This window comes from Pseudooceanicola sp. (assembly GCF_029213205.1).
Classification (GTDB): domain Bacteria; phylum Pseudomonadota; class Alphaproteobacteria; order Rhodobacterales; family Rhodobacteraceae; genus Pseudooceanicola.
On sequence record NZ_JARGNH010000004.1, the window covers coordinates 156,336 to 177,826 of the forward strand.

Sequence of the window (21,491 nt, forward strand, 5' to 3'; positions counted from 1 at the left end):
ACCGCGGATCAGGGCCCGCCGGGGCCAGAGGCGCCAGGCGAAAACGACAGGGTGCGTGCCTTGGCACGCACCCTTGGGGTTTTAGGCGCCCGGGTTGCAGGTCCCGAGGTTGCCACCAGCAAACATCGGGTGATCCGGCGCATATTCGACTTGCGCGCGCGGGGTCACTTCGACGATTTCGAGCAGATCATGCTCGTTTGCCGGGTCCTCTTTGCCCTTCATGACCAGCACATCCTTGAAGCACTGGTGATCGTCGGCGCGGTACAGCGTCGGACCGTTGCCAAGACCATCGAATTCAAAGCCTTCCAGGGCTTCGGCGATGGCGCAGGGGTTGAACGACCCGGCCCGTGCCGCAGCATCCGCATAGAGCATCGTTTGCGCATAGCAGGTCTGAGCGGCGTTCGACGGCGGGAAGCCGTATTTGGTGCCGAACGATTTGACGAATGCTTTGGTGCCTTCGTCTTGCAGCGTCCAGGACCAGTTGGTCGACCCCAGGATACCCTTGATGTTCGGACCGGCGCCCTTGGCCATCAGTTCCGAATAGAGCGGAACGACGATTTCGAACTGCTTGCCGTTCACCATCTTGTCGCGCAGGCCGAACTGCACGGCGTTGGTCAGCGAATTGACCATGTTTCCGCCGTAGTGGTTCAGGACCAGAACATCTGCGCCGGAATTCAGAACCGGTGCGATGTAGGACGAGAAATCGGTCTGGGCCAGCGGTGTCAGCACGTTGTTGACGGTCTGCCAACCCAGCGCTTCGGTTGCGGCCTGAATCGATTCTTGCTGGGTCCAGCCCCAGGTGTAATCGGCGGTCAGGTGATAGGCCTTGCGGTCCGGACCGTATTGCTTGGCCAGCACCGGTGCCAGGGCGGCGCCCGACATATAGGCATTGAAGAAGTGGCGGAAGCCATTGGCCTTCTTGTCCTTGCCGGTGGTGTCGTTGGAGTGGGTCAGACCCGCCATGAAGATGATCCCGGCCTCTTGGCAGAGCCCCTGGACCGCCACGGCGACACCGGAGGACGAGCCGCCGGAAATCATGATGGCGCCATCTTTTTCGATCATCGACTTGGCCGAAGCGCGGGCCGCATCCGATTTGGTCTGGGTGTCGCCGGTGACATAGGCCACCTTCTTGCCCAGGACGCCGTTGCCCTGCAGGGCCTTCGACGAGAAGGTCGACATCATGCCGCCGTCGCCTTCGCCATTCAGATGTTCGACCGCGAGCTCGTAGGCGCGCAGTTCGTCCATGCCTTCGTCAGCATAGGGGCCGGTTTGCGGCACGTTGAAGCCGAGGGTGACAGTGCTGCCCTGCGGGGCGTTGGTATAGCCCGAATGGCTGGCCGCCGACAGATAGGTGGGCAAGGCAAGGCCCGCCCCGGCGACGGCGCCGGTTTTGAGCACGCCTCGACGCGTGAAGTTGGTATTGGACATGTAATCCTCCCGTTTAGGTGAGTTCGGGGCGCGTCTCCTCACGGCCCAGAACGCACATTCGTGCAAAGTTACTATCGCAGAGAAAATGAAAACTAGGCAACAAGCGCTTTATTCCTAATGATTTTTTTGTAAACACATGCACAATTTTGGTGTATGGTTTGTAAAGAAATTATTTTGCAGTGCAGAAACGCGCTGTTTTTGCAGGAAAAACACCATGCTTAGAACGACCCTGACCGGCAGTCGGATCCGTGAGCGGCGGGTCATCCGTGGCCTGCGCCAGGCCGAGCTGGCGCGGCGGGCTGGGATCTCGGCTTCCTACCTCAATCTGATCGAACACAACCGGCGCAGAATCGGGGGCAAGCTGCTGCTCGACATCGCTGCGGCGCTGGAGGTCGAGGCATCGCTGCTGTCAGAGGGGGCGGAGGCGGCGCTGATCGCCACCCTGCGAGAAGCCGCCGCCGACCGGCCGCGGGCGGGTGCCGAACTGGACATGCTTGAGGAATTTGCCGGTCGATTTCCGGGCTGGGCGGCGCTGGCATCTGAACAGCACCGCGCCATTGCCAGCCTCGAACAGACGGTTGAGGCGCTGACCGACCGGCTGACCCATGACCCGCATCTGGCAGCTTCGCTGCATGAGGTGCTTTCGACCATTACCGCGATTCATTCCACCGCTTCGATCCTGGTCGAAACCAAGGAGCTAGAGCCGGAATGGCGCGAGCGATTTCACCGCAATATCAGCGAGGACAGCCAGCGGCTGTCCGAAGGCGCGCAGCATTTGGTGGCCGAGCTGGACGCCGGCCAGCGCAAGGATGCGACGCTGAACGCGCCGCAGGATGAGGTCGAGGCGTTTCTATCGGCGCGCGGCTTTCACATCGCCGAGCTTGAGCGCGGCGGCGACGCGACGGTGCAAGATGTATTGACGGGGGGCGAGGAGGGGCTGACCTCGGCGGCGGCGCTCGACCTGGCACGCCGGATCCTGACGCGCTACCGCGAAGATGTGGCGCGGTTGCCGGTGGCGGGAGTGGTCGAGGCGATCCGATCGGCGGATGAGATTGACCCGGCGGCGCTGGCGGCGCGCTTCGGGGTCGAAACCGGGCGGATGATGCGACGGCTGGCGACCCTGCCGGGGGCGGTGGCCGCAGAGCTGGGCGGGCCGTTCGGGCTGGTGGTCTGCGATGCCAGCGGCACCTTGACCTTTCGCCGCCCGTTGCCGTCGTTCCCGCTGCCGCGCTTTGGGGCCGCCTGTCCGCTCTGGCCGCTGTTCCAATCACTGTCGCGGCCGTTGGTGCCGATCCGCCAGACCCTGCGCCTGGCCAGCCGCTCCGAGGGGCGCTTCACCGTCCATGCGGTGGCCGAACCGGTCGGGGTGATGCGGGCCGGACGCGAGCCGCTGTTCGAAGCGCATATGCTGATCCTGCCCAGCCCCGCCGCGCCGGATGACGACAGCGACCGCCGGGTTGGGGTGACCTGCCGGATCTGTCCCAAGCTGAATTGCCGCGGCCGCCGCGAGCCGTCGATCATGGCTGAAACCGGGTGACGCGACACCTGCCTGTCCGCGATGCGGAATTCGGCTTTTGACAGGCCGCCCCGGGTAAGAGATAACAATTCCAATGCGCAACGCTGGCGCGGCTCGGATGGGAGGGGAGGACCGGATGAGCAAGACCGTTCTGGTCATTGAGGACGAACCCAATATTAGCGAGGCAATCGGATTCATCCTGTCCCGCGACGGTTGGCGCGTGGCGAACCATTTCAATGGTGTCGATGCGGTCGAGGCGGTGCGCACCCGCAATCCCGATCTGGTCATCCTCGACGTGATGCTGCCTGGGCGCTCGGGCTATGATATCCTGCAGGAGCTGCGCGCCAGCGCCACAACCGCCGATCTGCCGGTGCTGCTGCTGACCGCGCGCGGCCAGTCCAAGGATCGTGAACTGGCAGAAAGCTATGGCGCCTCGCGGTTCATGACCAAGCCCTTTTCCAATGCCGAAGTGCTTGAAGCGGTGCGCGACCTGGCGCGGGACTAGCCCATGGTCGATGTCCCCAGGCAGGTGTTCCTGGACCACCGCACCTATCGCCGCCGCCGTCTCGCCGATCTGGCGCGGGTGTTGCCGGTGATCGGGATGGTGCTGCTGCTGATGGTGCCGCTGTTCTGGGTACAGGGCGCGGGCGGCACCGTTACCTCGCATGCGATCCTCTGGCTGTTTGGCGTCTGGGCGGGGCTGGTGGTCCTGGCCGCTTGGCTGGCTTCGCGGCGGCTGGAACCCGAGGTCGATCCAAAAAGCGGCCCGCGTCCGCTGCTGTCTGACGAACGGGGCCGCGGCTGATGGGATCTCTGAATGTGCTGATCGTGGTTTGCCTGAGCTATGTGGCGGCGCTGTTCGCGGTGGCCTTTGCTGCTGAACGGGTGGCGCTGCGTGGGCGCGCCCACTGGCTGCACTCGCCGCTGGTCTATACCTTGTCGCTGTCGATCTATTGCACCGCCTGGACGTTTTACGGCGCGGTCGGCAACGCGGCCCGGTCGGGGCTGGAATATCTGACGATCTATATCGGTCCCAGCCTGGTGATGATCGGCTGGCTCTGGGGGGTGCGCAAGGTGGTGCGAATCGGGCGCTCGCAACGGATCACCAGCGTCGCGGATCTGATTTCCTCGCGCTATGGAAAATCCAACCTGCTGGCGGTCCTTGTGACCATTCTGGCGGTGGTTGGCACCACCCCCTATATCGCGCTGCAATTGCAATCGGTGGTCGAAAGCTTTGCCAGCTTTGCCGCTGCCGATCCGGAGTCGGTGCCCGGTGCCGGGCGTGGCGGCGACAGCGCCTCAACCGCGCTTTGGGTCGCGGCGGGGCTGGCGTTCTTCACGGTATTGTTCGGCACCCGCAACCTGGATGCCAACGAGCGCCACCATGGCGTGGTGATGGCCATCGCGGTCGAGGCCGTGGTCAAGCTGGTGGCGCTGCTGGCGGTCGGGATCTTTGTGGTCTGGGGGGTCGGCGGCGGCGTCTCGGAAACGCTGGCGCGGATCGATGCCTCGCAACTGGGTCATTGGCAGATGGCCAGTTCGCGCTGGAGCGGTCTGATCTTTCTGTCTGCCGCGGCCTTTCTCTGCCTGCCCCGGATGTTTCAGGTGCTGGTGGTCGAGAATGACAACGAGACCCATCTGCGCACCGCCTCCTGGGCCTTTCCGGCCTATGTGATGCTGATGTCGCTGTTCGTGGTGCCGATTGCGGTGACCGGGCTTGAGCTGTTGCCGGCGGGATCGAACCCCGACCTGTTTGTGCTGACCGTGCCGCTGAGCCAGGGCCGTGAGGGGCTGGCGACGCTGTCATTCCTCGGCGGGTTTTCTTCGGCCACCTCGATGGTGATCGTCGCCTCGATTGCGCTGTCGACGATGGTGTCCAACCATGTGGTGATGCCGATCTGGCTGCGCGCCCATGGCGGCGGCGCCACGGTGTCGGGCGACGTGCGCAATGTGGTGCTGCTGGCCCGGCGGCTGTCGATCGTGGGGGTTCTGCTGCTCGGCTATTTTTATTACCGGGTGTCGGGGGGCGGCGCGGCGCTGGCCTCGATCGGGTTGATCTCGTTCTCGGGCGTGGCGCAGTTTCTACCGGCGCTGCTGGGCGGGATATTCTGGCGCGGCGCCACAAGGTTGGGCGCCCTGTCTGGCCTGATCGTCGGGTCGGCGATCTGGCTGTGGAGCCTGTTCCTGCCCAGCGTTGGCACCGGGGTGATCCTGCCCGCCAGCGTCCTGGAATTCGGGCCATTTGGAATGTGGTGGCTGCGCCCGCATGGCCTGTTCGGGATCACCGGCCTGGACCCGCTGATTCACGGGGTGTTCTGGTCGATGCTGTGCAACACCACGGCGTTCTTTCTGGTGTCGGTGTTCACCTTTCCCTCGCCGATGGAACGCTTGCAGGGCGCCCAGTTCGTCAATGTCTTTGCCCATTCCACTGCGCCGCAGGGTTGGCAGGGCGGCGCGGCGCAGAGCGAGGATCTGATGATCATGGCGCAGCGCATTCTGGGCGCCGGTCAGGCGCAGGCGCTGTTTCAGGACGAGGCACGTCGGCAGGGCCTGGCCGGGTTCCTGCCGGAACCTTCGGCGGGATTCCTGCAACGGCTTGAGCGGGAATTGTCCGGGTCGGTCGGCGCCGCCACCGCCCATGCGATGGTCGGCCAGATCGTCGGCGGCGCCAGTGTCTCGGTTGAAGAGCTGATGGCGGTGGCCGATGAGACCGCGCAGATCATGGAATATTCCAGCCAGTTGGAAACCAAATCCGAAGAGCTGGCGCGCAGCGCCCGACAGCTGCGGGCCGTGAACGAGAAGTTGACCCAGATTTCGGTGCAGAAGGATGCCTTCCTGAGCCAGATCAGCCATGAGCTGCGCACCCCGATGACCTCGGTCCGGGCGTTTTCCGAAATCCTGCGCGATACCGACGGGCTGACCGGGGCGGAGCGGGCCAAATATGCCTCGATCATCCATGACGAGGCGCTGCGGCTGACCCGGCTGCTGGACGACCTGCTGGATCTGAGCGTGCTGGAAAATGGTCAGGTGAGCCTGAACATCCGCTCTGGCACCCTGGCCGAAGTGCTGGACCGGGCGGTGTCGACGGCGGTGCAGGGCGGGCGGCTGACCATCCTGCGCGAGCCTGACAATGAGATGATTGCGATCGAGACCGATTTCGACCGTTTGGCGCAGGTGTTCATCAATCTGATCGCCAATGCGCAGAAATATTGCGACGCGGCAGATCCGGTGCTGACATTGGCGGTGCAGCGGCGCGACGGGCTGATCATTGTCGATTTCATCGACAACGGCTCTGGCATCGACGCCGATATGCACGGGCTGATCTTTGAGAAATTCTCAAGGGTGGGGCATCACAAGGCCGGGGGCGCCGGGCTGGGCCTGGCGATCTGCCGCGAGGTGATGGCGCGGCTGGGCGGCGCCGTCGCCTATCTGCCGGGGCAGGGCGGCGCGGCGTTTCGGGTCAGCCTGCCAGAAAAACCCGCGATCGCCACGCAATAGGGCCGGGTTGGCTAATTGCGCAAGCGCAGTTGGTCACCATCGCGCGCCTCACCTAACCGTCATTTTCCGGGTTCGGCGGTGCCGACGATCTGCCGGATCCGCAGGCCGGGCAGGACAGCGAAACCACCGGTTTTGCCGCCGTGCCACGGGCTGGCCTGTCGCTGATCGAATAGCCCGATCAGGCCGAGGCGGCGAGATCGTCCAGTCGCGGACGCAGTGACGCCAGATCATATCCGGCGCGAGCTGCCGCGGCGAGGATGTCATCCACATTCGCTCCCTGACCGGCGCGCCCCAGCGCCCAGATCGTGGTGCAGCGGGTGCCGGAGGCGCAATAGGCCAGCACCGGCCCATCGGCTTCGAGCGCCGCCATATGCTGGGCGATCGCCTCGGGCGTCATCGTCGGATAGGTCAGCGGCAACGCCACAAACTCGAGCCCGGCAGCCCGCACCGCCGCTTCGATTTCGGCGGCGAAAAGGTCAGGCGGGTTCTCGGCATCCGGGCGGTTGCAGATCACACGGGTGAAGCCGGCGGCCTTGATCGCGTCGATGTCTTCGGCGGTGATCTGCGGCGTCACGGCATAGCGGGGGGTGAGTGTGCGAATGTCCATGCGGCTAGCCTTATTCGGCGGGAACGGCGCTGTCCAGTCGGCTGCGCAGGGGCGGTGCCACCCACATTCCGACCAGCATCGCGACCAGGAAAGTCAGCCCGCCAACGCCGCCATAGGACAGCGAGGCGACCGCGGGTCCGGGGCAGAGCCCGCCAAGCCCCCAACCCGCGCCAAACAGGACCGATCCGATCACCAGCTTGCGGTCGATTTCGGGCAGCGGCGGCGGTGGGAATGTGCCACCGGCCAGCGGTCGACCGCGCCGGGTCAGGCGCCAGGCCACCATCATCGGCAGGATTGCCCCACCCATGACAAAGGCCAGCGTCGGGTCCCATTGGCCGAACAGGTCGAGCCAGCCCTGAACTCGGCTGGTGTCGGTCATGCCGGAAATCATCAGGCCGATGCCAAACAGGCTTCCAGCCACAACGGCGAGCAGATTGCGCATCACACGACTCCCAGAACATGACGGAACAGAACCATCACCAGCCCGCCGGCGAGGATGTAGAACACCGTGGCGATCATGCCGCGAAATGACAGCCGCGAGATGCCACAGACGCCGTGGCCGGAGGTGCAGCCATTGGCGATCCTTGTACCGATGCCGACCAGCAGCCCGGCGGCGACCAGCACCGCCAGATTCGTGCTGACATGGGTGTCCGGTGTGCCAATAAACAGCGTCGCGATCAGCGGTGCGCCGAACAGCCCGGCGACAAAGGCGGCGCGTTCGGTATTGCCGCCCCGGCCGGACCCATCGACGAGCCCGCCGATGATGCCGCTGGCGCCCATGATTCGGCCGTTGCCAAGCAGGTAGACGGCACCTGCCACGCCAATTACCAGGCCGCCGATGAGGCCCATGATCCATTCAGGTTGCATGTAAAATCCTTGTCCGCGAAGGGACACGTGAGGGGGGACGATTTGCGGCGCCGCCGGAGGGGGCAGGCGCCGCGGGGAGCGGAAAAATACTTAGAGCTTGTTGACCGGAACCTTCAGGAACACGTCGCCCTGTTCATCCGGCGGCGGCATCTGACCGGCGCGCATATTCACCTGCAGTGACGGGATGATCAGCTTGGGCATCGCCAGGGTCGCGTCGCGGGCATCGCGCATGCGGATGAATTCCTCGGCCGATTTGCCAGCGCCGACATGGATATTCAGCGCCTTTTGCTCACCGACACTGGTTTCCCAGGCATAGGCATCGCGGCCCGGCGCCTTATAGTCATGGCCGACAAAAATCCTTGTCTCATCCGGCAGGGCCAGAATTTTCTGAATCGAATTGTACAGGGTCTCGGACGAGCCGCCGGGGAAGTCACAGCGCGCGGTTCCGAAATCCGGCATGAACAGGGTGTCGCCAACAAAGGCGGCATCGCCGATCACATAGGTCAGGCAGGCCGGGGTATGGCCCGGCGTGTGCAGCACATCGCCCCGCAACTGACCGATATGGAAACTGTCGCCTTCGACAAACAGCCGGTCGAATTGCGATCCGTCGCGCTGGAATTCGGTGCCTTCGTTGAACACCTTGCCAAAGGTATCCTGCACCACGGTGATCCGTTCACCGATGCCGATCTTGCCGCCGAGCGCGTCCTGGATATAGGGCGCAGCGGACAGGTGGTCGGCATGGACATGGGATTCCAGCAGCCATTGCAGATCCCAGCCCTTCTCCTTGATGAAAGCGATGATTGCATCTGCCGATCTGGTGTCAGTGCGCCCCGAGGCATAGTCAAAGTCGAGCACGGAATCGACCACCGCGCAGGCACTGCCCTGTGGGTCACGGACGACATAGGAAATCGTGTTGGTCGCTTCGTCGAAAAATGCGGTGACGTCGGGTTTCATTTTTCATCCCCCAGAATGGTTCCGCTGACATATATCATTTGCGGAATGTGTTGCAAGCCCATCCTTGCCGATTTCCTGTGCGCGGGCGGCGGGTATCCACTCATTTACCTCAAATGCGAGGCAAGAACCTGTGGATAAACCGCATGGCGGAAATTGCCGCATTGCTCGGGCCGCGTTCACCCTTTACATACAACCCATGCGATAGCACCGAGGAGGGGCGGCTAATTCTTCTGCCGCCTGCGTCGCAGACCATTGGGGGTGTCCGCCAAAGCGCTTTGCGCTGGTCCTGGCACATAGGAGGAACTTGCAGATGTATGACCTTGAAGCCAATGCCCAGAGAGTTATTTCCGAGATCGCCGCCGCGGATCCGGGAACCCGCCACCTCCATCTGGATCGTCTGCACAAGATTGTCGGGCGCTATGCCCTGACCAGCGCCGGTATTCCGCGCCAGCTGCGCCAATTACAAGAAGAGCTGACCAACGAGGCCATCGAGGCGCAGTTCGACAACCTGCCGGTCTGAACATCGGGTCCGCCGCATCGGGCCGGGTGTGGCGGACCGGGCGCGGCTTTCGTCCAAACACCTCCTGCGCGACCTGGGGTCTTGCGGTCTTTGACAGAGGCGGTAGGCTCGCAGCGTTTGTTCGCGTCGGACAACCGGTGGTGCAGCCGCGCTGCAGCCTAGCGGACCCGGCCCGAGGCGGCGGAAGAGGGCAGCCAGGTGTCAGGGAAAGTTTCAGGGACAGTCAGAATCCGCAAGGAAGGCCCGGTCGCGGTGATCACCATGGATCACCCGCCTGCCAATGTTCTGTCACCGCGGATCCGCCAGGGATTGATGGCTTCGCTGGCCGATGCCGCCGCCGATCCGGCGATCAGGGCGGTGGTGATCGGGCGGGGGGCTGGCGGCTTTCCCGGTCTGGTGAATCCGCGCGAATACGATTCTGAACTGGCGATTCCGGCGCCGGTTGATCTGGCCGAAGCCATTGAGAACATGACGAAACCGGTGATTGCGCTGGTCAGCGGCCAGGTGCTGGGCGCGGCGGCGGAACTGGCGCTGGCGGCCCATGGCCGGGTGGCGGTTGATCAGACGCTGATCGGGTTTCGTGACCTGCACATAGGCCTGCCGCCCTCGGCCGGGGCGACGCAGCGCTTGCCGCGCTTGCTGGGGGCAGAACGGGCGCTGACGCTATTGCTGTCGGGCCGGTCCTTGAGGGTTGAATCGGCTGTGGTGGCGCCACTTTTCGACGCCGTTCTGCCCGCCGAGCGTGCCGATGAAGCCGCCCGCCAGATCGCCCTGGAACTGGCCGAGGTCGGGGCCTGGCCGCGCAGCTGCGACCGGGTGCTGGGCTTTGCCGATCCGGGTGCCTTTCAGGCCGAGGTCAACCGCCGCCGCGCGGTGCTGCCCGATCCGGCCAACCCGATCGCCGAGGCGATCATCCAGTCGGTCGAGGCGTCCTTGCTGTTTCCCTTTGAGGCTGGGATGACCCTGGAACAGGATCTGTTCGCCGAACTGGCGACCTCGGAGCGCTCGCGCGGCATGCGTCATATTGCGGTGGCCGAAACCCGGGTCAATGCCGGGATCAACGCGCCGCCGGTGGCGTTGGTCGGGCTGTGGCGGACGGGGCCGGGTGCGGCGCGGCTGGTGGCGTCGTTGCTGGCGCAGGGGATCAGCGTGATGCCCTATGAGCCGGATTCGCTGTTGGCGGGCCGCTTTGACGCGGCTCTGCGTGAAAACCTGGCGTCCCGGGGCGGCCGGCTGGGCGCACCTGCGCTGGATGGCGCGTTGGAGCGGCTGGTGCCGGTGGCGGCACCGGGCGATCTGGCCAAGGCCGAGGTGATTTTCGATGTTTCGGTGGATGATATCGAGGTGAAGCGCGCAGCGCTGGCCGAGATCGATGCGGTTGCCGGGCCGGGGGCGTTGATCCTGTCGACCACAAGGTATCTCGATGTCGCAGCGCTGGCCCCGGAGCGGTTGCGCGGTCGGGTTGTCGGCCTGCATCTGCCCGCGCGCTCCTATTCGGCGCGGCTGGCCGAATTGGTGGCGACGGCTGCGGTGTCAAAGCCGGTCTTTGCCCGGGCCCGGCAGCTGATGGTGCAATTGGGCCGGATGGCGGTGCGGGTGACGCCCTCAGATGGCCTGGCCGGGCCGGCGATGGCCGGGGCGTTGCTGGATGCTGCGGACGCGCTGGTGCGCTATGGGGCGGAGCCCCGCGCGATTGATGCGGCGCTGCATCATCGCGGGCTGATCCGGGGGGCCTATCCGATGCTGTCGGATATGGATGGCGATGCCCATGCCGACCGGCAGGACCGGCGCGGGCGCTCAAACGGGTTGTCGAGCCTGATCGCGCGGGCCGGGTTGCGGCTGAACACCGGTCAGGATGATGACAGCGAATCCGACGCCCTGGCCAGTCTGGTCAACGAGGCGCGCGGCGGCGCGGCCCCCGGCGCGCATCCCTGGACCGGTGGCGAGATCTGGACCGCGGTGCTGGCCGCCATGGTCAATGAGGGCGCCAGGTTGCTGGACAAGGGCATAGCGGCGCGGCCGCTGGCGCTGGATGTGGTGATGGTGCAGGGCTATGGCTTTCCGCGCACCCTGGGCGGGCCGATGCAGGCGGCGGATATGCTGGGGCTGTTCACCCTGGTGCGGGCGATGAAGGCGCTGGCGCCGCTGGACCCGGACCTGTGGCAAGAGCATCCGCTGATTGTGCAGCTGCACAAGGACGGACGCAGCTTTGACGATCTGAACGGCTGACCTGGTGCCGGCTCTCGACTCAGGCTTTCGGTGCGGGGTTCAGCCGAGAAATATGCCGACGATCACCATCATCAGCCCGATCACCGACAGGAACAATGCGCCGAGGTTCAGCGGCAGCGCCTTTTGCACCGCCGCGCGCAGCTCCTCGTCGCTGAGTTTGGCGCGCCGGGCGCGCTGCACCTTGAGGATCGACCAGAACAATCCCAACAGCCCCAGCAGCGACACCAGCGCACCGGCCCAGATCAAGATATCCATCGTGTGTTTCCCCAATGTCCCGACGGCCCCGCGCCTAAGCGAAGTGCGGCGTCGATGCAAGCATGCCTCTTGCGGGACGGGGATCGATTCGGATAGGAGAAGGCTCTTTTTCGAACAGGCAGGAGAACCGGATGAACGACGGTGTGATCGAGACCCCAGGCGATGCAACCTATCGGGTGACCGCAAATGAGCTGCGGCAGTTCATCGAACGGTTTGAACGGCTGGAAGCCGAGAAAAAGGATATCGCTGATCAGCAGAAAGAGGTGATGGCCGAGGCCAAGGGGCGCGGCTATGACACCAAGGTTCTGCGCAAGGTGATCGCCCTGCGCAAGCGCGACAAGGATGACATCGCCGAGGAAGAGGCGGTTCTGGAAATGTACAAAGAAGCGTTGGGCATGGGCTGAGCCAGCAGTGCCTGGCAATGTGCGCAAACCGACGGGTGGGATACCAGTGACATGGTTTCGCCGCTCGCTGCTCTTGCCCCTCGGCGTCAAGGCAGAGTAATAGCGTTCGGAGTTTACCGGGAGGGGCAGTATATGCGTCGAGTTGTCGTTACAGGGCTGGGAATGGTCACGCCTTTGGCCTGCGGGGTCGAAGAAACCTGGGCACGGCTTCTAGCCGGGCAATCGGGGGGGCGGACCATTGAGCGGTTCGATGCCAGCCATCTGGCTACCGATTACGCCTGTGAAGTGGTTCATGGCGACGGGAGCGACGGCACCTTTAATCCCGACGACTGGATGGAGCGGAAGGAACGCCGCAAGGTCGACGATTTCATCCTGTTTGGCATGACTGCCGCCGATCAGGCGGTGCGCGACGCCGGGATCGAAGGCCTGTCCGAGGCGGAAAAGCTGCGTACCGGGGTGATGATCGGCTCCGGCATCGGCGGGTTGAACTCCATTGCCGAGACCGCGGTGCTGATCAAGGAGCGCGGGCCGCGACGGGTGTCGCCGTTCTTTATCCCCGGGGCCTTGATCAACCTGATTTCCGGGCATGTGCAGATCCGCTTTGGCTTCAAGGGCCCGAACCATGCGGTGGTCACCGCCTGTTCAACCGGCGCCCATGCGATTGGCGATGCGGCGCGGATGATCCAGTGGGATGATGCGGATGTGATGGTCGCCGGTGGCGCCGAAGCCAGCATCAGCGAAATCGGTATCGCCGGGTTCAACGCCTGCAAGGCGCTGTCGACCAAGTACAAAGACAACCCGAAGGCGGCCAGCCGCCCCTATGACGCGGATCGCGATGGTTTCGTGATGGGCGAGGGCGCGGGCGTTGTGGTGCTGGAAGAATACGAGCATGCCAAGGCACGGGGCGCCAAGATCTATGGCGAATACCTGGGCTATGGCATGTCCGGTGACGCCTATCACATCACGGCGCCCTCTGAGGATGGCAACGGGGCGTTCCGGTCGATGACCGCGGCGCTGAAGCGGGCCGGAATCACGCCGGGCGAGGTCGATTACATCAATGCCCACGGCACCTCGACCATGGCCGATGTGATCGAGCTGGCCGCGGTGGAGCGGCTGCTGGGCGAGGCGGCGAGCACGGTGACAATGTCATCGACGAAATCGGCGACCGGCCACCTGCTGGGCGCGGCCGGCGCGATTGAGGCGATCTTTTCGATCCTGGCGCTCCGTGACCAGGTGGCGCCGCCGACGATCAACCTGGACAATCTGGCGGTGGAAACCACGATTGATCTGGCTCCGAATGCCAAACGCGAACGCAAGATCGACGTGGCGCTGTCCAACAGCTTTGGATTCGGTGGCACCAATGCAAGCCTGGTGTTCGGAAAGGAACGCTGAACATGTGGCGAGCTGTCGCCTCGAACGCCTTTACGTTGCTGATTGTGGCGGCGTTTCTGCTGGGCGGGGTGATCCTCTGGGGCAAGAACGAATACAGCTCTGACGGGCCTCTGGCGCAGGCGATCTGTTTGCGGGTTCCGGGTGGCTCGAACATGGCGCGGATCAGCCGTGACCTGGAAGAAAGCGGCGCGATTTCCAGCGGCCCGCTGTTTCGCATCGGGGCCGATTATGCCGGCAAATCGGATGATCTGAAGGCCGGGAGTTTCCTGATTCCGTCCGGCGCCTCGATGGAGGAGATCGTCGATATCGTCACCCGTGGCGGCGCCAGCACCTGCGGCATCGAGGTGGTCTACCGTATTGGTGTCACCCGGTCGGTAATCGAGGTGCGCGAGCTCGACCCGGCGACCAACCGGTTTGTGGAAACCGCAGAGTTTTCCCCTGCCGACGGCGAGGTGCCCGAGGAATACAGCAAGGTCCGTCAGGCCGCCGACACCCGTTATCGCATTGCCCTGGCCGAAGGGGTGACCAGCTGGCAGGTGGTTGACGCGCTGTCGCGCTTTGATGTGCTGAGCGGTGAGGTCAAGGAGATCCCGGCCGAGGGCATGTTGGCACCTGACAGCTATGAAGTGCGCAATGGTGCCGCGCGCGCTGCGCTGCTGGCCCAGATGGGCGAGGCGCAAGCGGCGCTGCTGGCCGCTGCCTGGGAATCACGCGCCGAGGATCTGCCGATTTCGACGATGGAAGAGGCGCTGACCCTGGCGTCGATCATCGAAAAAGAGACCGGGGTGGCCGAAGAACGCGGGCTGGTCGCCAGCGTCTTTGTCAACCGGCTGCGGCGTGGGATGAAACTGCAGACCGATCCGACGGTGATCTATGGGATCACCGGCGGCAAGGAGGTGCTTGGGCGTGGATTGCGGCAGAGCGAATTGCGCCGTGAGACGCCCTACAACACCTATGTGATCACCGGGCTGCCGCCGACCCCGATCGCCAATCCCGGCCGCGCCAGCCTGGAGGCGGCGGTGAACCCGCCGGACAGCGATTACCTGTTCTTTGTGGCCGATGGCACCGGTGGCCATGCCTTTGCGGCCACCCTGGAAGAGCACAATCGCAATGTCGCCAACTGGCGCAAGATCGAGGCCGAGCGCAGCAAGCAATAGCGCGTCTCGTTCAGGATAATCTTGATATTTCGTATATGTTGCGGCTCCTTACAAGGTTTGGTTAACCTCTGAATTCTTGACTTTTGGCACGGTTCCAGGTATCACTTGGGCCATGCTGAAAGAAATGGGCAAGCGGCCCGGGGTTCATTCCCCGTGGCCGTTTTTTTGTTCTGCCGCACGGGGAACAACCATCTTGGGGGGTGTTTCGTTTGGTCACTGGGCAAAACGGGTCGGATGAAAAATGGCTGGAATTGGAGATCGATATCATCCTGCAGCAATTGCAGGATCTGAAGGTCGAGATGGTCGGGCTGCAGACCCGGGCGCGGGATGACGATGGTCTGGCCCCGGCTGAGGCACAAAAGACATTGAGGGACGTGCGGCAATTTTTGCAGAGCGCAGCGGATACGGAGGCGAGGTTAAATGAAATCAGACGCAAAAACGGTGAAGGCGGCGGGCAGTTCTACCTCGATCTCGACGGGGCCCGGGCTTCGATCCGGTGCCGCCTGGATCGCCTCCGCCGATGTCAGCCTTCAGGATGAATTTCTGGACGGGCTGGATGAATCCGAGCTGATGGCGTTGCCGTTCCTGTTCGAATTCTGGGCGATGGATCATCAATTGCCGCCCGAGGGGGACTGGCGTGCCTGGGTGATTCTGGGCGGGCGCGGTGCCGGCAAGACCAGGGCCGGGGCGGAATGGGTGCGCGCGCAGGTCGAGGGGCCACGAGCCGGTGATCCCGGGCGCTGTCAGCGGGTGGCGCTGGTGGCCGAGACCATCGAGCAGGCACGCGATGTCATGGTGTTTGGCGACAGCGGCATTATGGCCTGTTCGCCGCCGGACCGACGCCCGAAATACGAGGTGGTGCGCAAGCGGCTGGTCTGGCCGAACGGTGCCGAGGCACGGCTGTTTTCAGCGCATGACCCGGAAAGCCTGCGCGGGCCGCAGTTCGATTGCGCCTGGGTCGATGAGCTGGCCAAGTGGCGGCGTGGGCGCGAGGCCTGGGACATGCTGCAATTCGCGCTGCGGCTGGGGGATGATCCCCAGGTCTGCGTGACCACCACGCCGCGCAATGTGCGGGTGTTGAAGACGTTGCTGGACAGCCCGTCGACGGTCACCACCCATGCCCCGACCGAGGCCAACCGCGCCAATCTCGCCGACAGTTTTCTGGCCGAGGTCAAGGCGCGCTATGACGGCACCCGTTTGGGGCGACAAGAGCTGGAGGGGCTGCTGCTGGACGATGTCGAGGGGGCGCTGTGGAGGCTGGAGGCGCTGGAGCGGCAGGCGGTGGATATCGTGCCCGAACTCGACCGGGTGGTGGTCGCCATCGATCCGCCGGTCAGCGGCCATGCCGGATCGGATGAGTGTGGGATCATTGTTGCCGGAGTGACGATGCGTGGCGATGTGCGTAATTGGCGTTGTTATGTGCTGGAAGATGCCAGCCTGTCGGCGGCCTCGCCCTCGGCCTGGGCCGAGGCGGCGGTTGATGCGATGCGGCGGCACGGGGCGGAGCGGCTGGTGGCCGAGGTCAATCAGGGCGGCGATCTGGTGGAAAGCGTGATCCGCCAGATCGATCCGATGGCGCCGATCCGCAAGGTTCATGCCAGCCGTGGCAAGGCGGCGCGGGCAGAACCGGTGGCGGCGCTCTACGAACAGGGGCGGGTGCATCATGTGCGCGGCCTCGGGGCGCTGGAGGATCAGCTGTGTGCGATGTCGGTGGGCGGTTATCAGGGCAAGGGGTCGCCGGACCGGCTGGATGCGCTGGTCTGGGCGTTGCACGAGCTGATGATCGTGCCGGGTGGCAATTGGATGCGACCGCAGGTGCGGGCGCTCTGAGCCGCTGGGCGGAACCAGAGGCCGTGGTCGGGGCACCGTTCGGTGGCTTGAAGGCATTTTAATCAAATCAGCCGATAACCCTTTCACACGGTCATCTGGACCGGGGCGACGCGCAGCGATGCGGGGCATCAGCGGTTCGCGGGAAACGGCAAAGGAGGCGTGGATGAGTGTCATCGACTATTTCCGACGCGGCACGATGGCCGTGCCTGAGGTCAAGGCCAGCGCGAGCGGCAGGGTCGTGGCCTGGCCCAGCTCGGGCCGGGTGGCGTGGAGCCCGCGGGATATCGCGTCTCTGACCCGCAGCGGTTTTGTCGGCAATCCGGTGGGGTTCCGGGCGGTCAAGATGATCGCCGAAGCCGCCGCCGCCTTGCCGCTGGTGCTGCAGAACGGGCGCAACCGGTTTGACACCCATCCGGTGCTCGACCTGGTGCGGGCGCCGAATCCGGCGCAGGGCCGGGCGGAGCTGTTTGAATCGCTCTTTGGTCAGCTGTTGCTCTCAGGAGATGGCTATCTTGAGGCGGTCGCGGGCGAGGACGGGGTGCCGGTGGAGCTGCATGTGCTGCGCTCGGACCGGATGCGGCTGCTGCCGGGGGCCGATGGTTGGCCGGTGGCCTATGAATACGCGGTGGGCGGGCGCAAGCACCGCTTTGACGTCAGCGGCGGGCGCAGCCCGATCTGTCATCTGAAATCGTTTCACCCGCAGGATGATCATTACGGGCTCAGCCCGATGCAGGCGGCGGCGCAGGCGGTGGATGTGCACAACAGCGCCTCACGCTGGTCGAAATCGCTGCTGGACAACGCGGCGCGGCCTTCGGGGGCGATCGTCTATCGCGGCGCCGAAGGGCAGGGCGCGATGAGCGCGGATCAATATGACCGGCTGGTGGTCGAGATGGAGAGCCATCACCAGGGCGCGCGCAATGCCGGGCGGCCGATGCTGCTGGAAGGCGGTTTGGACTGGAAACCAATGGGGTTCAGCCCCAGCGATATGGAATTCCAGAAGACCAAGGAATCCGCGGCGCGCGAGATCGCGCTGGCCTTTGGGGTGCCGCCGATGTTGATCGGCATCCCGGGCGAGGCAACCTATGCCAATTACCAGGAGGCCAACCGGGCGTTTTATCGTCAGACGGTGTTGCCGCTGGCGACGCGGGTGGCGGCCAGCGTCGCCGAATGGCTGTCGGGATTTGCCGGGGAGCCGCTGGAGCTGAAACCGGATCTGGATCAGGTGCCGGCCCTGGCCGTCGAGCGGGATGCGCAATGGCGACGGGTGGCCGGGGCCGGGTTCCTTACCGACCGGGAAAAACGACTGCTGTTGGGATTGCCGGCGGAGCCGGTCGATGAGTGAGGAGCGCCCGGCAGGTGATTGGAATTTGGCACCTTTCGAATGCGCACCGGGTCTGCGTTTGCAGGCGCATGAACATCTGATGCGGGTGCAGATCGACGGGCTGAGGCAACGACAGAACCGGCTGGAGATGATGATCGAGCGATTGGAGCGGCGGCTGTGGGTCACTGTTTACGGTGTCGTCGGGGTGATCTTGGCGCAGGCGTTTCAGTCGGTGGCGGGACAATTGCCCTGAGGGGCGAAAAGTTTTGCCAAAACTTTTGTGCAGATTTTCCGTCGAAAAATCTGGCGCGAGCGGAGGGGTGAGCATGGAAATGACGACCGGGTTGGAACGCAAATACGCGGCTTTGGGCGCAGAGATCAGTGTTGTCGATGGCCAGGTGATCGAGGGCTATGCCTCGCTGTTCGGGACGGCGGATCAGGGCGGTGATGTGGTGCAGGCCGGGGCCTATGCGGCCTCGCTTGCTTCGATTGCCGCGCAGGGGCGACGGATCAAGATGCTGTGGCAGCATGATCCGGCCCAGCCGATCGGGATCTGGGACGAGGTGCGAGAGGATGCCCGCGGACTTTTTGTGAAGGGTCGAATTCTCGACACGGTGGCGCGTGGTCGTGAGGCGATTGCGCTGCTCGGTGCCGGGGCGTTGGACGGGCTGTCGATCGGCTATCGCACCCGGCGGGCGCAGAAGGATGACGGGGGCCGACGGCTCCTGACCGAACTGGAGCTTTGGGAGGTGTCGTTGGTGACCTTTCCGATGCTGCCCAGTGCTCGGGTCGCGGCAAAGGGCGAGGATCCCGGTGCCGAGATCTGGCGTGAAATGGCGGCGGGCCTGCGGGCGCTGCGGCTTGACCGGCGGGGCGACTAGGCCCGCCACCCAGCTAGCAAGGGGCGAACAATGACATCAACCGAGAGCGCGTCTCGGGCCGGGGAAGGTGTGTCCCCGATGCCAGGCGCAAAGGCCGCGGTGGCCGAGTTTATCCGGGAGTTCAAGGGCTTCCGAGACGATATTCAGGAACGACTTCAACAACAGGACGACCGCATGACCATGCTTGACCGAAAATCCCATCGGGCCATGCGCCCGTTGCTCGCCACCGCCGCCGAGGCCGAGGCGCCGCATCAAAAGGCCTTTGCCGGCTATCTGCGTTCGGGCGACGACGACGCGCTGCGCGGGCTTGAGTTGGAAGGCAAGGCGATGAGTACCTCCGTGGCTGGCGACGGCGGCTACCTGGTCGATCCGCAGACCTCGGACGCGATCCAATCGGTGCTGTCGAGCGCCGCCTCGATCCGCCAGATCGCCAATGTGGTGACGGTCGAGGCCACCTCTTATGACGTGCTGATCGACCACACCGATGTCGGTTCGGGCTGGTCGGGCGAGACCAGCGTTTCCGAGACCGGCACCCCGTCGATTGACCGCATTTCGATTCCGCTGTTCGAATTGTCGGCCCTGCCGAAAGTCAGCCAGCGGCTGTTGGATGACAGTGCCTTTGACATTGAAAACTGGCTGGCCGGGCGCATTGCCGACAAGTTCCTGCGGGCCGAAGCCTCTGCGTTTGTCAGTGGCAATGGGTCGGACAAGCCGACCGGGTTCCTGAACCACACCAAGGTGGCGAATGGCAGTTGGGTCTGGGACAGCGTGGGATATATCGCGACCGGCACCGATGGCGATTTCGATGCAACCGATCCCGGCGATGCGATTGTCGATCTGGTCTATACTCTCGGCGCCCGTTACCGGGCCAATGGCACCTTCGTGATGAATTCCAAGACGGCGGGCGCGGTGCGCAAGCTGAAGGACAATGACGGCCGGTTCATCTGGGCCGATGGGTTGGCGGCGGGCGAACCGGCACGGCTGATGGGCTATCCGGTGCTGATCGCCGAGGACATGCCGGACATCGCCAGCGACAGCCATGCCATCGCCTTTGGTGATTTCCGCGCCGGTTACACCATTGCCGAACGTCCCGACCTGCGGGTGCTGCGGGATCCGTTCAGCGCCAAGCCGCATGTGCTGTTCTACGCGACCAAGCGTGTCGGCGGTGACGTCAGCGATTTTGCCGCGATCAAGCTGTTGAAATTCGGCGTTTCCTGATCGGGGAACAGAGTGGGCCGCACATAGTGTGGCCCGCTCCGACGGGCGCGGCACAAGTGAGGGTTCGGGATGTTGAACGAAGTGAATGAAGTGCCGCTCGCCGCTTTGCCGGTGGCGGCGTTCAAAAGCCATCTGCGGTTGGGCACCGGCTTTGCCACCGATGTGGTGCAGGACGAGGTGCTGGAGGGGTTTCTGCGCGCGGCCTTGGCTGCGGTCGAGGCGCGCACCGGCAAGGCCCTGATCGCGCGGAATTTCACCTGGCGGGTGGGCGGCTGGCGATCGGCGGTGCGGCATGTGCTGCCGGTGGCGCCGGTGGCGGCGATTGCCGAGATGCGGCGGGTGGACGCCGATCAGAGCGAAACCGTGATCGACCCGGGCCTCTATCGTCTGGTGCCCGATCTGCATGCGCCACGGATTGAACCGGTGGGGGCGCTGTTGCCGAGCATTCCGGATGGCGGTGCGATGGTGTTCAGTTTTGCCGCCGGGTTTGGACCGGATTGGACGGATCTGCCCGCCGATCTGCGGCAGGCGGTGATGCTGTTGGCGACGCATTATTACGAGTTCCGCAGCGAAACCACCCTGGCTGAAGGCTGTATGCCGTTCGGGGTGACCGCGCTGCTGGCGCGCTATCGCAATATCCGGGTGGGGGCAGGCCAATGATGCCGCGGCTGAACCGGGAGTTGGTGCTGGAGGCACCGGTGCGGGTGTCGGACGGGGCCGGAGGCTTTGTCGAAAGCTGGGGGGAACTGGGTCGGCTCTGGGCCGAGGTCAGCCCGCGCACCGGGCGCGAACGCGATGGTGCCGGTTTGGTTCTGGCCCGGGTCAGCTATCGCATTGTGGTTCGCGCCGCGCCAATGGGCGCGACGGCGCGGCCGCGCCCGGATCAGCGGTTTCGCGACGGCGCCCGGGTGTTTCGGATCGAGGCGGTGGCCGAACGCGATCCCGATGGCCGCTTTCTGACCTGTTTCGCCAATGAGGAGACACTTGCATGAGCTATGCGGTTTCCCCGGCACTGCAAAAGGCGGTGTTTCAGGCGCTGTCGGGAGACAGCGGTTTGACGGCGCTGGTGGGCAGCGCGATTTTTGACGCCCCGCCCGAGGGCGCGGTCCCGGCGACCTATGTGACCCTCGGCCCGGAATTGGTGCGCGACCGGTCGGATCAGAGTGGGCGTGGCGCTCAGCATGATTTCACCGTGTCGGTGGTGACCGCGGCGGATGGCTTTCAGGCCGCCAAATCGGTGGCCGGGGCGGTGTCGGATGCGATCGGTGCCGGGCTGCCGACGCTGGACCGGGGGCGGATCGTCGCGCTGAGCTTTCTCAAGGCACGGGCGCGACGTGATGACAGTGGCCAGCTGCGGCGCATCGACATGACCTTTCGCGCCCGGGTGGACGACGAGTGAACCCTAACTTGAACG

The 21,491-nt window shown here is 64.5% G+C and carries 23 protein-coding genes; 17 read left to right on the forward strand and 6 right to left on the reverse strand.

Annotated features, from left to right (window positions below; all coding sequences use genetic code 11):
• Nucleotides 1-81: 81 nt before the first annotated feature.
• On the reverse strand, nt 82-1,428 hold the full coding sequence (locus P1U48_RS05450; protein ID WP_301067859.1) for a substrate-binding protein: 1,347 nt from the start codon (nt 1,426-1,428) through the stop codon (nt 82-84).
• A 214-nt stretch (nt 1,429-1,642) separates the two neighbouring features.
• Here P1U48_RS05450 and P1U48_RS05455 point away from each other — a divergent pair, with 214 nt between their 5' ends.
• From P1U48_RS05455 to P1U48_RS05470, 4 genes are all read left to right on the forward strand, one after another.
• Nucleotides 1,643-2,965, forward strand: a complete 1,323-nt coding sequence (locus P1U48_RS05455; protein WP_301067860.1) for a helix-turn-helix transcriptional regulator — start codon at nt 1,643-1,645, stop codon at nt 2,963-2,965.
• Nucleotides 2,966-3,080: 115 nt separating this feature from the next.
• Nucleotides 3,081-3,449, forward strand: a complete 369-nt coding sequence (locus P1U48_RS05460) for a response regulator (protein ID WP_301067861.1) — start codon at nt 3,081-3,083, stop codon at nt 3,447-3,449.
• Nucleotides 3,450-3,452: 3 nt separating this feature from the next.
• On the forward strand, nt 3,453-3,749 hold the full coding sequence (locus tag P1U48_RS05465; RefSeq protein ID WP_301067862.1) for a hypothetical protein: 297 nt from the start codon (nt 3,453-3,455) through the stop codon (nt 3,747-3,749).
• Nucleotides 3,749-6,442 (forward strand): ATP-binding protein, encoded by a 2,694-nt coding sequence (locus P1U48_RS05470; protein WP_301067863.1) that lies wholly within the window; start codon nt 3,749-3,751, stop codon nt 6,440-6,442. The genes P1U48_RS05465 and P1U48_RS05470 overlap by 1 nt, the downstream gene beginning before the upstream one ends.
• Nucleotides 6,443-6,620: 178 nt before the next feature.
• Here the strand turns inward: P1U48_RS05470 and P1U48_RS05475 are convergent, their stop codons facing one another.
• The 4 genes from P1U48_RS05475 to P1U48_RS05490 all read right to left on the reverse strand — a co-directional run bounded on the left by P1U48_RS05475 (nt 6,621) and on the right by P1U48_RS05490 (nt 8,870).
• Nucleotides 6,621-7,049: a TIGR01244 family sulfur transferase gene (locus P1U48_RS05475; protein ID WP_301067864.1), complete on the reverse strand. Its 429-nt coding sequence runs from the start codon at nt 7,047-7,049 to the stop codon at nt 6,621-6,623.
• Nucleotides 7,050-7,059: 10 nt separating this feature from the next.
• Entirely contained in the window at nt 7,060-7,491 is a 432-nt protein-coding gene (locus P1U48_RS05480; protein ID WP_301067865.1) for a DUF6691 family protein, read from the reverse strand.
• A complete protein-coding gene (locus tag P1U48_RS05485; RefSeq protein WP_301067866.1) occupies nt 7,491-7,916 on the reverse strand; it encodes a YeeE/YedE thiosulfate transporter family protein in 426 nt (141 codons plus the stop codon). The genes P1U48_RS05480 and P1U48_RS05485 overlap by 1 nt, the downstream gene beginning before the upstream one ends.
• Before the next feature lie 90 nt (nt 7,917-8,006).
• Nucleotides 8,007-8,870 (reverse strand): MBL fold metallo-hydrolase, encoded by an 864-nt coding sequence (locus P1U48_RS05490; RefSeq protein WP_301067867.1) that lies wholly within the window; start codon nt 8,868-8,870, stop codon nt 8,007-8,009.
• Between the two features lie 310 nt (nt 8,871-9,180).
• On the opposite strand from P1U48_RS05490, the gene P1U48_RS05495 reads away from it, so the two are divergent.
• The gene (locus tag P1U48_RS05495) at nt 9,181-9,390 is read left to right on the forward strand and encodes a hypothetical protein (RefSeq protein ID WP_301067868.1); all 210 of its coding nucleotides are present in this window, start codon (nt 9,181-9,183) and stop codon (nt 9,388-9,390) included.
• Between the two features lie 198 nt (nt 9,391-9,588).
• Nucleotides 9,589-11,619: an enoyl-CoA hydratase-related protein gene (locus P1U48_RS05500; protein WP_301067869.1), complete on the forward strand. Its 2,031-nt coding sequence runs from the start codon at nt 9,589-9,591 to the stop codon at nt 11,617-11,619.
• Between the two features lie 39 nt (nt 11,620-11,658).
• Here the strand turns inward: P1U48_RS05500 and P1U48_RS05505 are convergent, their stop codons facing one another.
• Nucleotides 11,659-11,874: a hypothetical protein gene (locus tag P1U48_RS05505; protein WP_301067870.1), complete on the reverse strand. Its 216-nt coding sequence runs from the start codon at nt 11,872-11,874 to the stop codon at nt 11,659-11,661.
• 131 nt (nt 11,875-12,005) lie between these two features.
• Here P1U48_RS05505 and P1U48_RS05510 point away from each other — a divergent pair, with 131 nt between their 5' ends.
• The 11 genes from P1U48_RS05510 to P1U48_RS05560 all read left to right on the forward strand — a co-directional run bounded on the left by P1U48_RS05510 (nt 12,006) and on the right by P1U48_RS05560 (nt 21,476).
• A complete protein-coding gene (locus tag P1U48_RS05510; RefSeq protein WP_301067871.1) occupies nt 12,006-12,278 on the forward strand; it encodes a DUF2312 domain-containing protein in 273 nt (90 codons plus the stop codon).
• Nucleotides 12,279-12,410: 132 nt separating this feature from the next.
• The gene (gene fabF, locus P1U48_RS05515; RefSeq protein ID WP_301067872.1) at nt 12,411-13,670 is read left to right on the forward strand and encodes a beta-ketoacyl-ACP synthase II; all 1,260 of its coding nucleotides are present in this window, start codon (nt 12,411-12,413) and stop codon (nt 13,668-13,670) included.
• A 2-nt stretch (nt 13,671-13,672) separates the two neighbouring features.
• Entirely contained in the window at nt 13,673-14,827 is a 1,155-nt protein-coding gene (gene mltG, locus P1U48_RS05520) for an endolytic transglycosylase MltG (protein ID WP_301067873.1), read from the forward strand.
• Between the two features lie 420 nt (nt 14,828-15,247).
• Nucleotides 15,248-16,657 carry a terminase family protein gene (locus tag P1U48_RS05525; RefSeq protein ID WP_301067874.1) on the forward strand — a complete coding sequence of 470 codons (1,410 nt, stop codon included), beginning with the start codon at nt 15,248-15,250 and terminating at the stop codon, nt 16,655-16,657.
• Between the two features lie 163 nt (nt 16,658-16,820).
• A complete protein-coding gene (locus P1U48_RS05530) occupies nt 16,821-17,999 on the forward strand; it encodes a phage portal protein (protein ID WP_301067875.1) in 1,179 nt (392 codons plus the stop codon).
• Entirely contained in the window at nt 17,992-18,231 is a 240-nt protein-coding gene (locus tag P1U48_RS05535) for a hypothetical protein (protein WP_301067876.1), read from the forward strand. Before P1U48_RS05530 ends, P1U48_RS05535 begins: the two co-directional genes overlap by 8 nt.
• Nucleotides 18,232-18,304: 73 nt before the next feature.
• The gene (locus tag P1U48_RS05540) at nt 18,305-18,859 is read left to right on the forward strand and encodes an HK97 family phage prohead protease (protein ID WP_301067877.1); all 555 of its coding nucleotides are present in this window, start codon (nt 18,305-18,307) and stop codon (nt 18,857-18,859) included.
• A 30-nt stretch (nt 18,860-18,889) separates the two neighbouring features.
• Nucleotides 18,890-20,077: a phage major capsid protein gene (locus P1U48_RS05545; protein ID WP_301067878.1), complete on the forward strand. Its 1,188-nt coding sequence runs from the start codon at nt 18,890-18,892 to the stop codon at nt 20,075-20,077.
• Nucleotides 20,078-20,146: 69 nt separating this feature from the next.
• Nucleotides 20,147-20,737, forward strand: coding sequence for a head-tail connector protein (locus tag P1U48_RS05550; protein WP_301067879.1), 591 nt, complete (start codon nt 20,147-20,149; stop codon nt 20,735-20,737).
• On the forward strand, nt 20,734-21,069 hold the full coding sequence (locus P1U48_RS05555) for a head-tail adaptor protein (protein WP_301067880.1): 336 nt from the start codon (nt 20,734-20,736) through the stop codon (nt 21,067-21,069). The genes P1U48_RS05550 and P1U48_RS05555 overlap by 4 nt, the downstream gene beginning before the upstream one ends.
• The gene (locus P1U48_RS05560) at nt 21,066-21,476 is read left to right on the forward strand and encodes a DUF3168 domain-containing protein (protein WP_301067881.1); all 411 of its coding nucleotides are present in this window, start codon (nt 21,066-21,068) and stop codon (nt 21,474-21,476) included. The genes P1U48_RS05555 and P1U48_RS05560 overlap by 4 nt, the downstream gene beginning before the upstream one ends.
• The last annotated feature ends 15 nt before the right edge of the window (nt 21,477-21,491 follow it).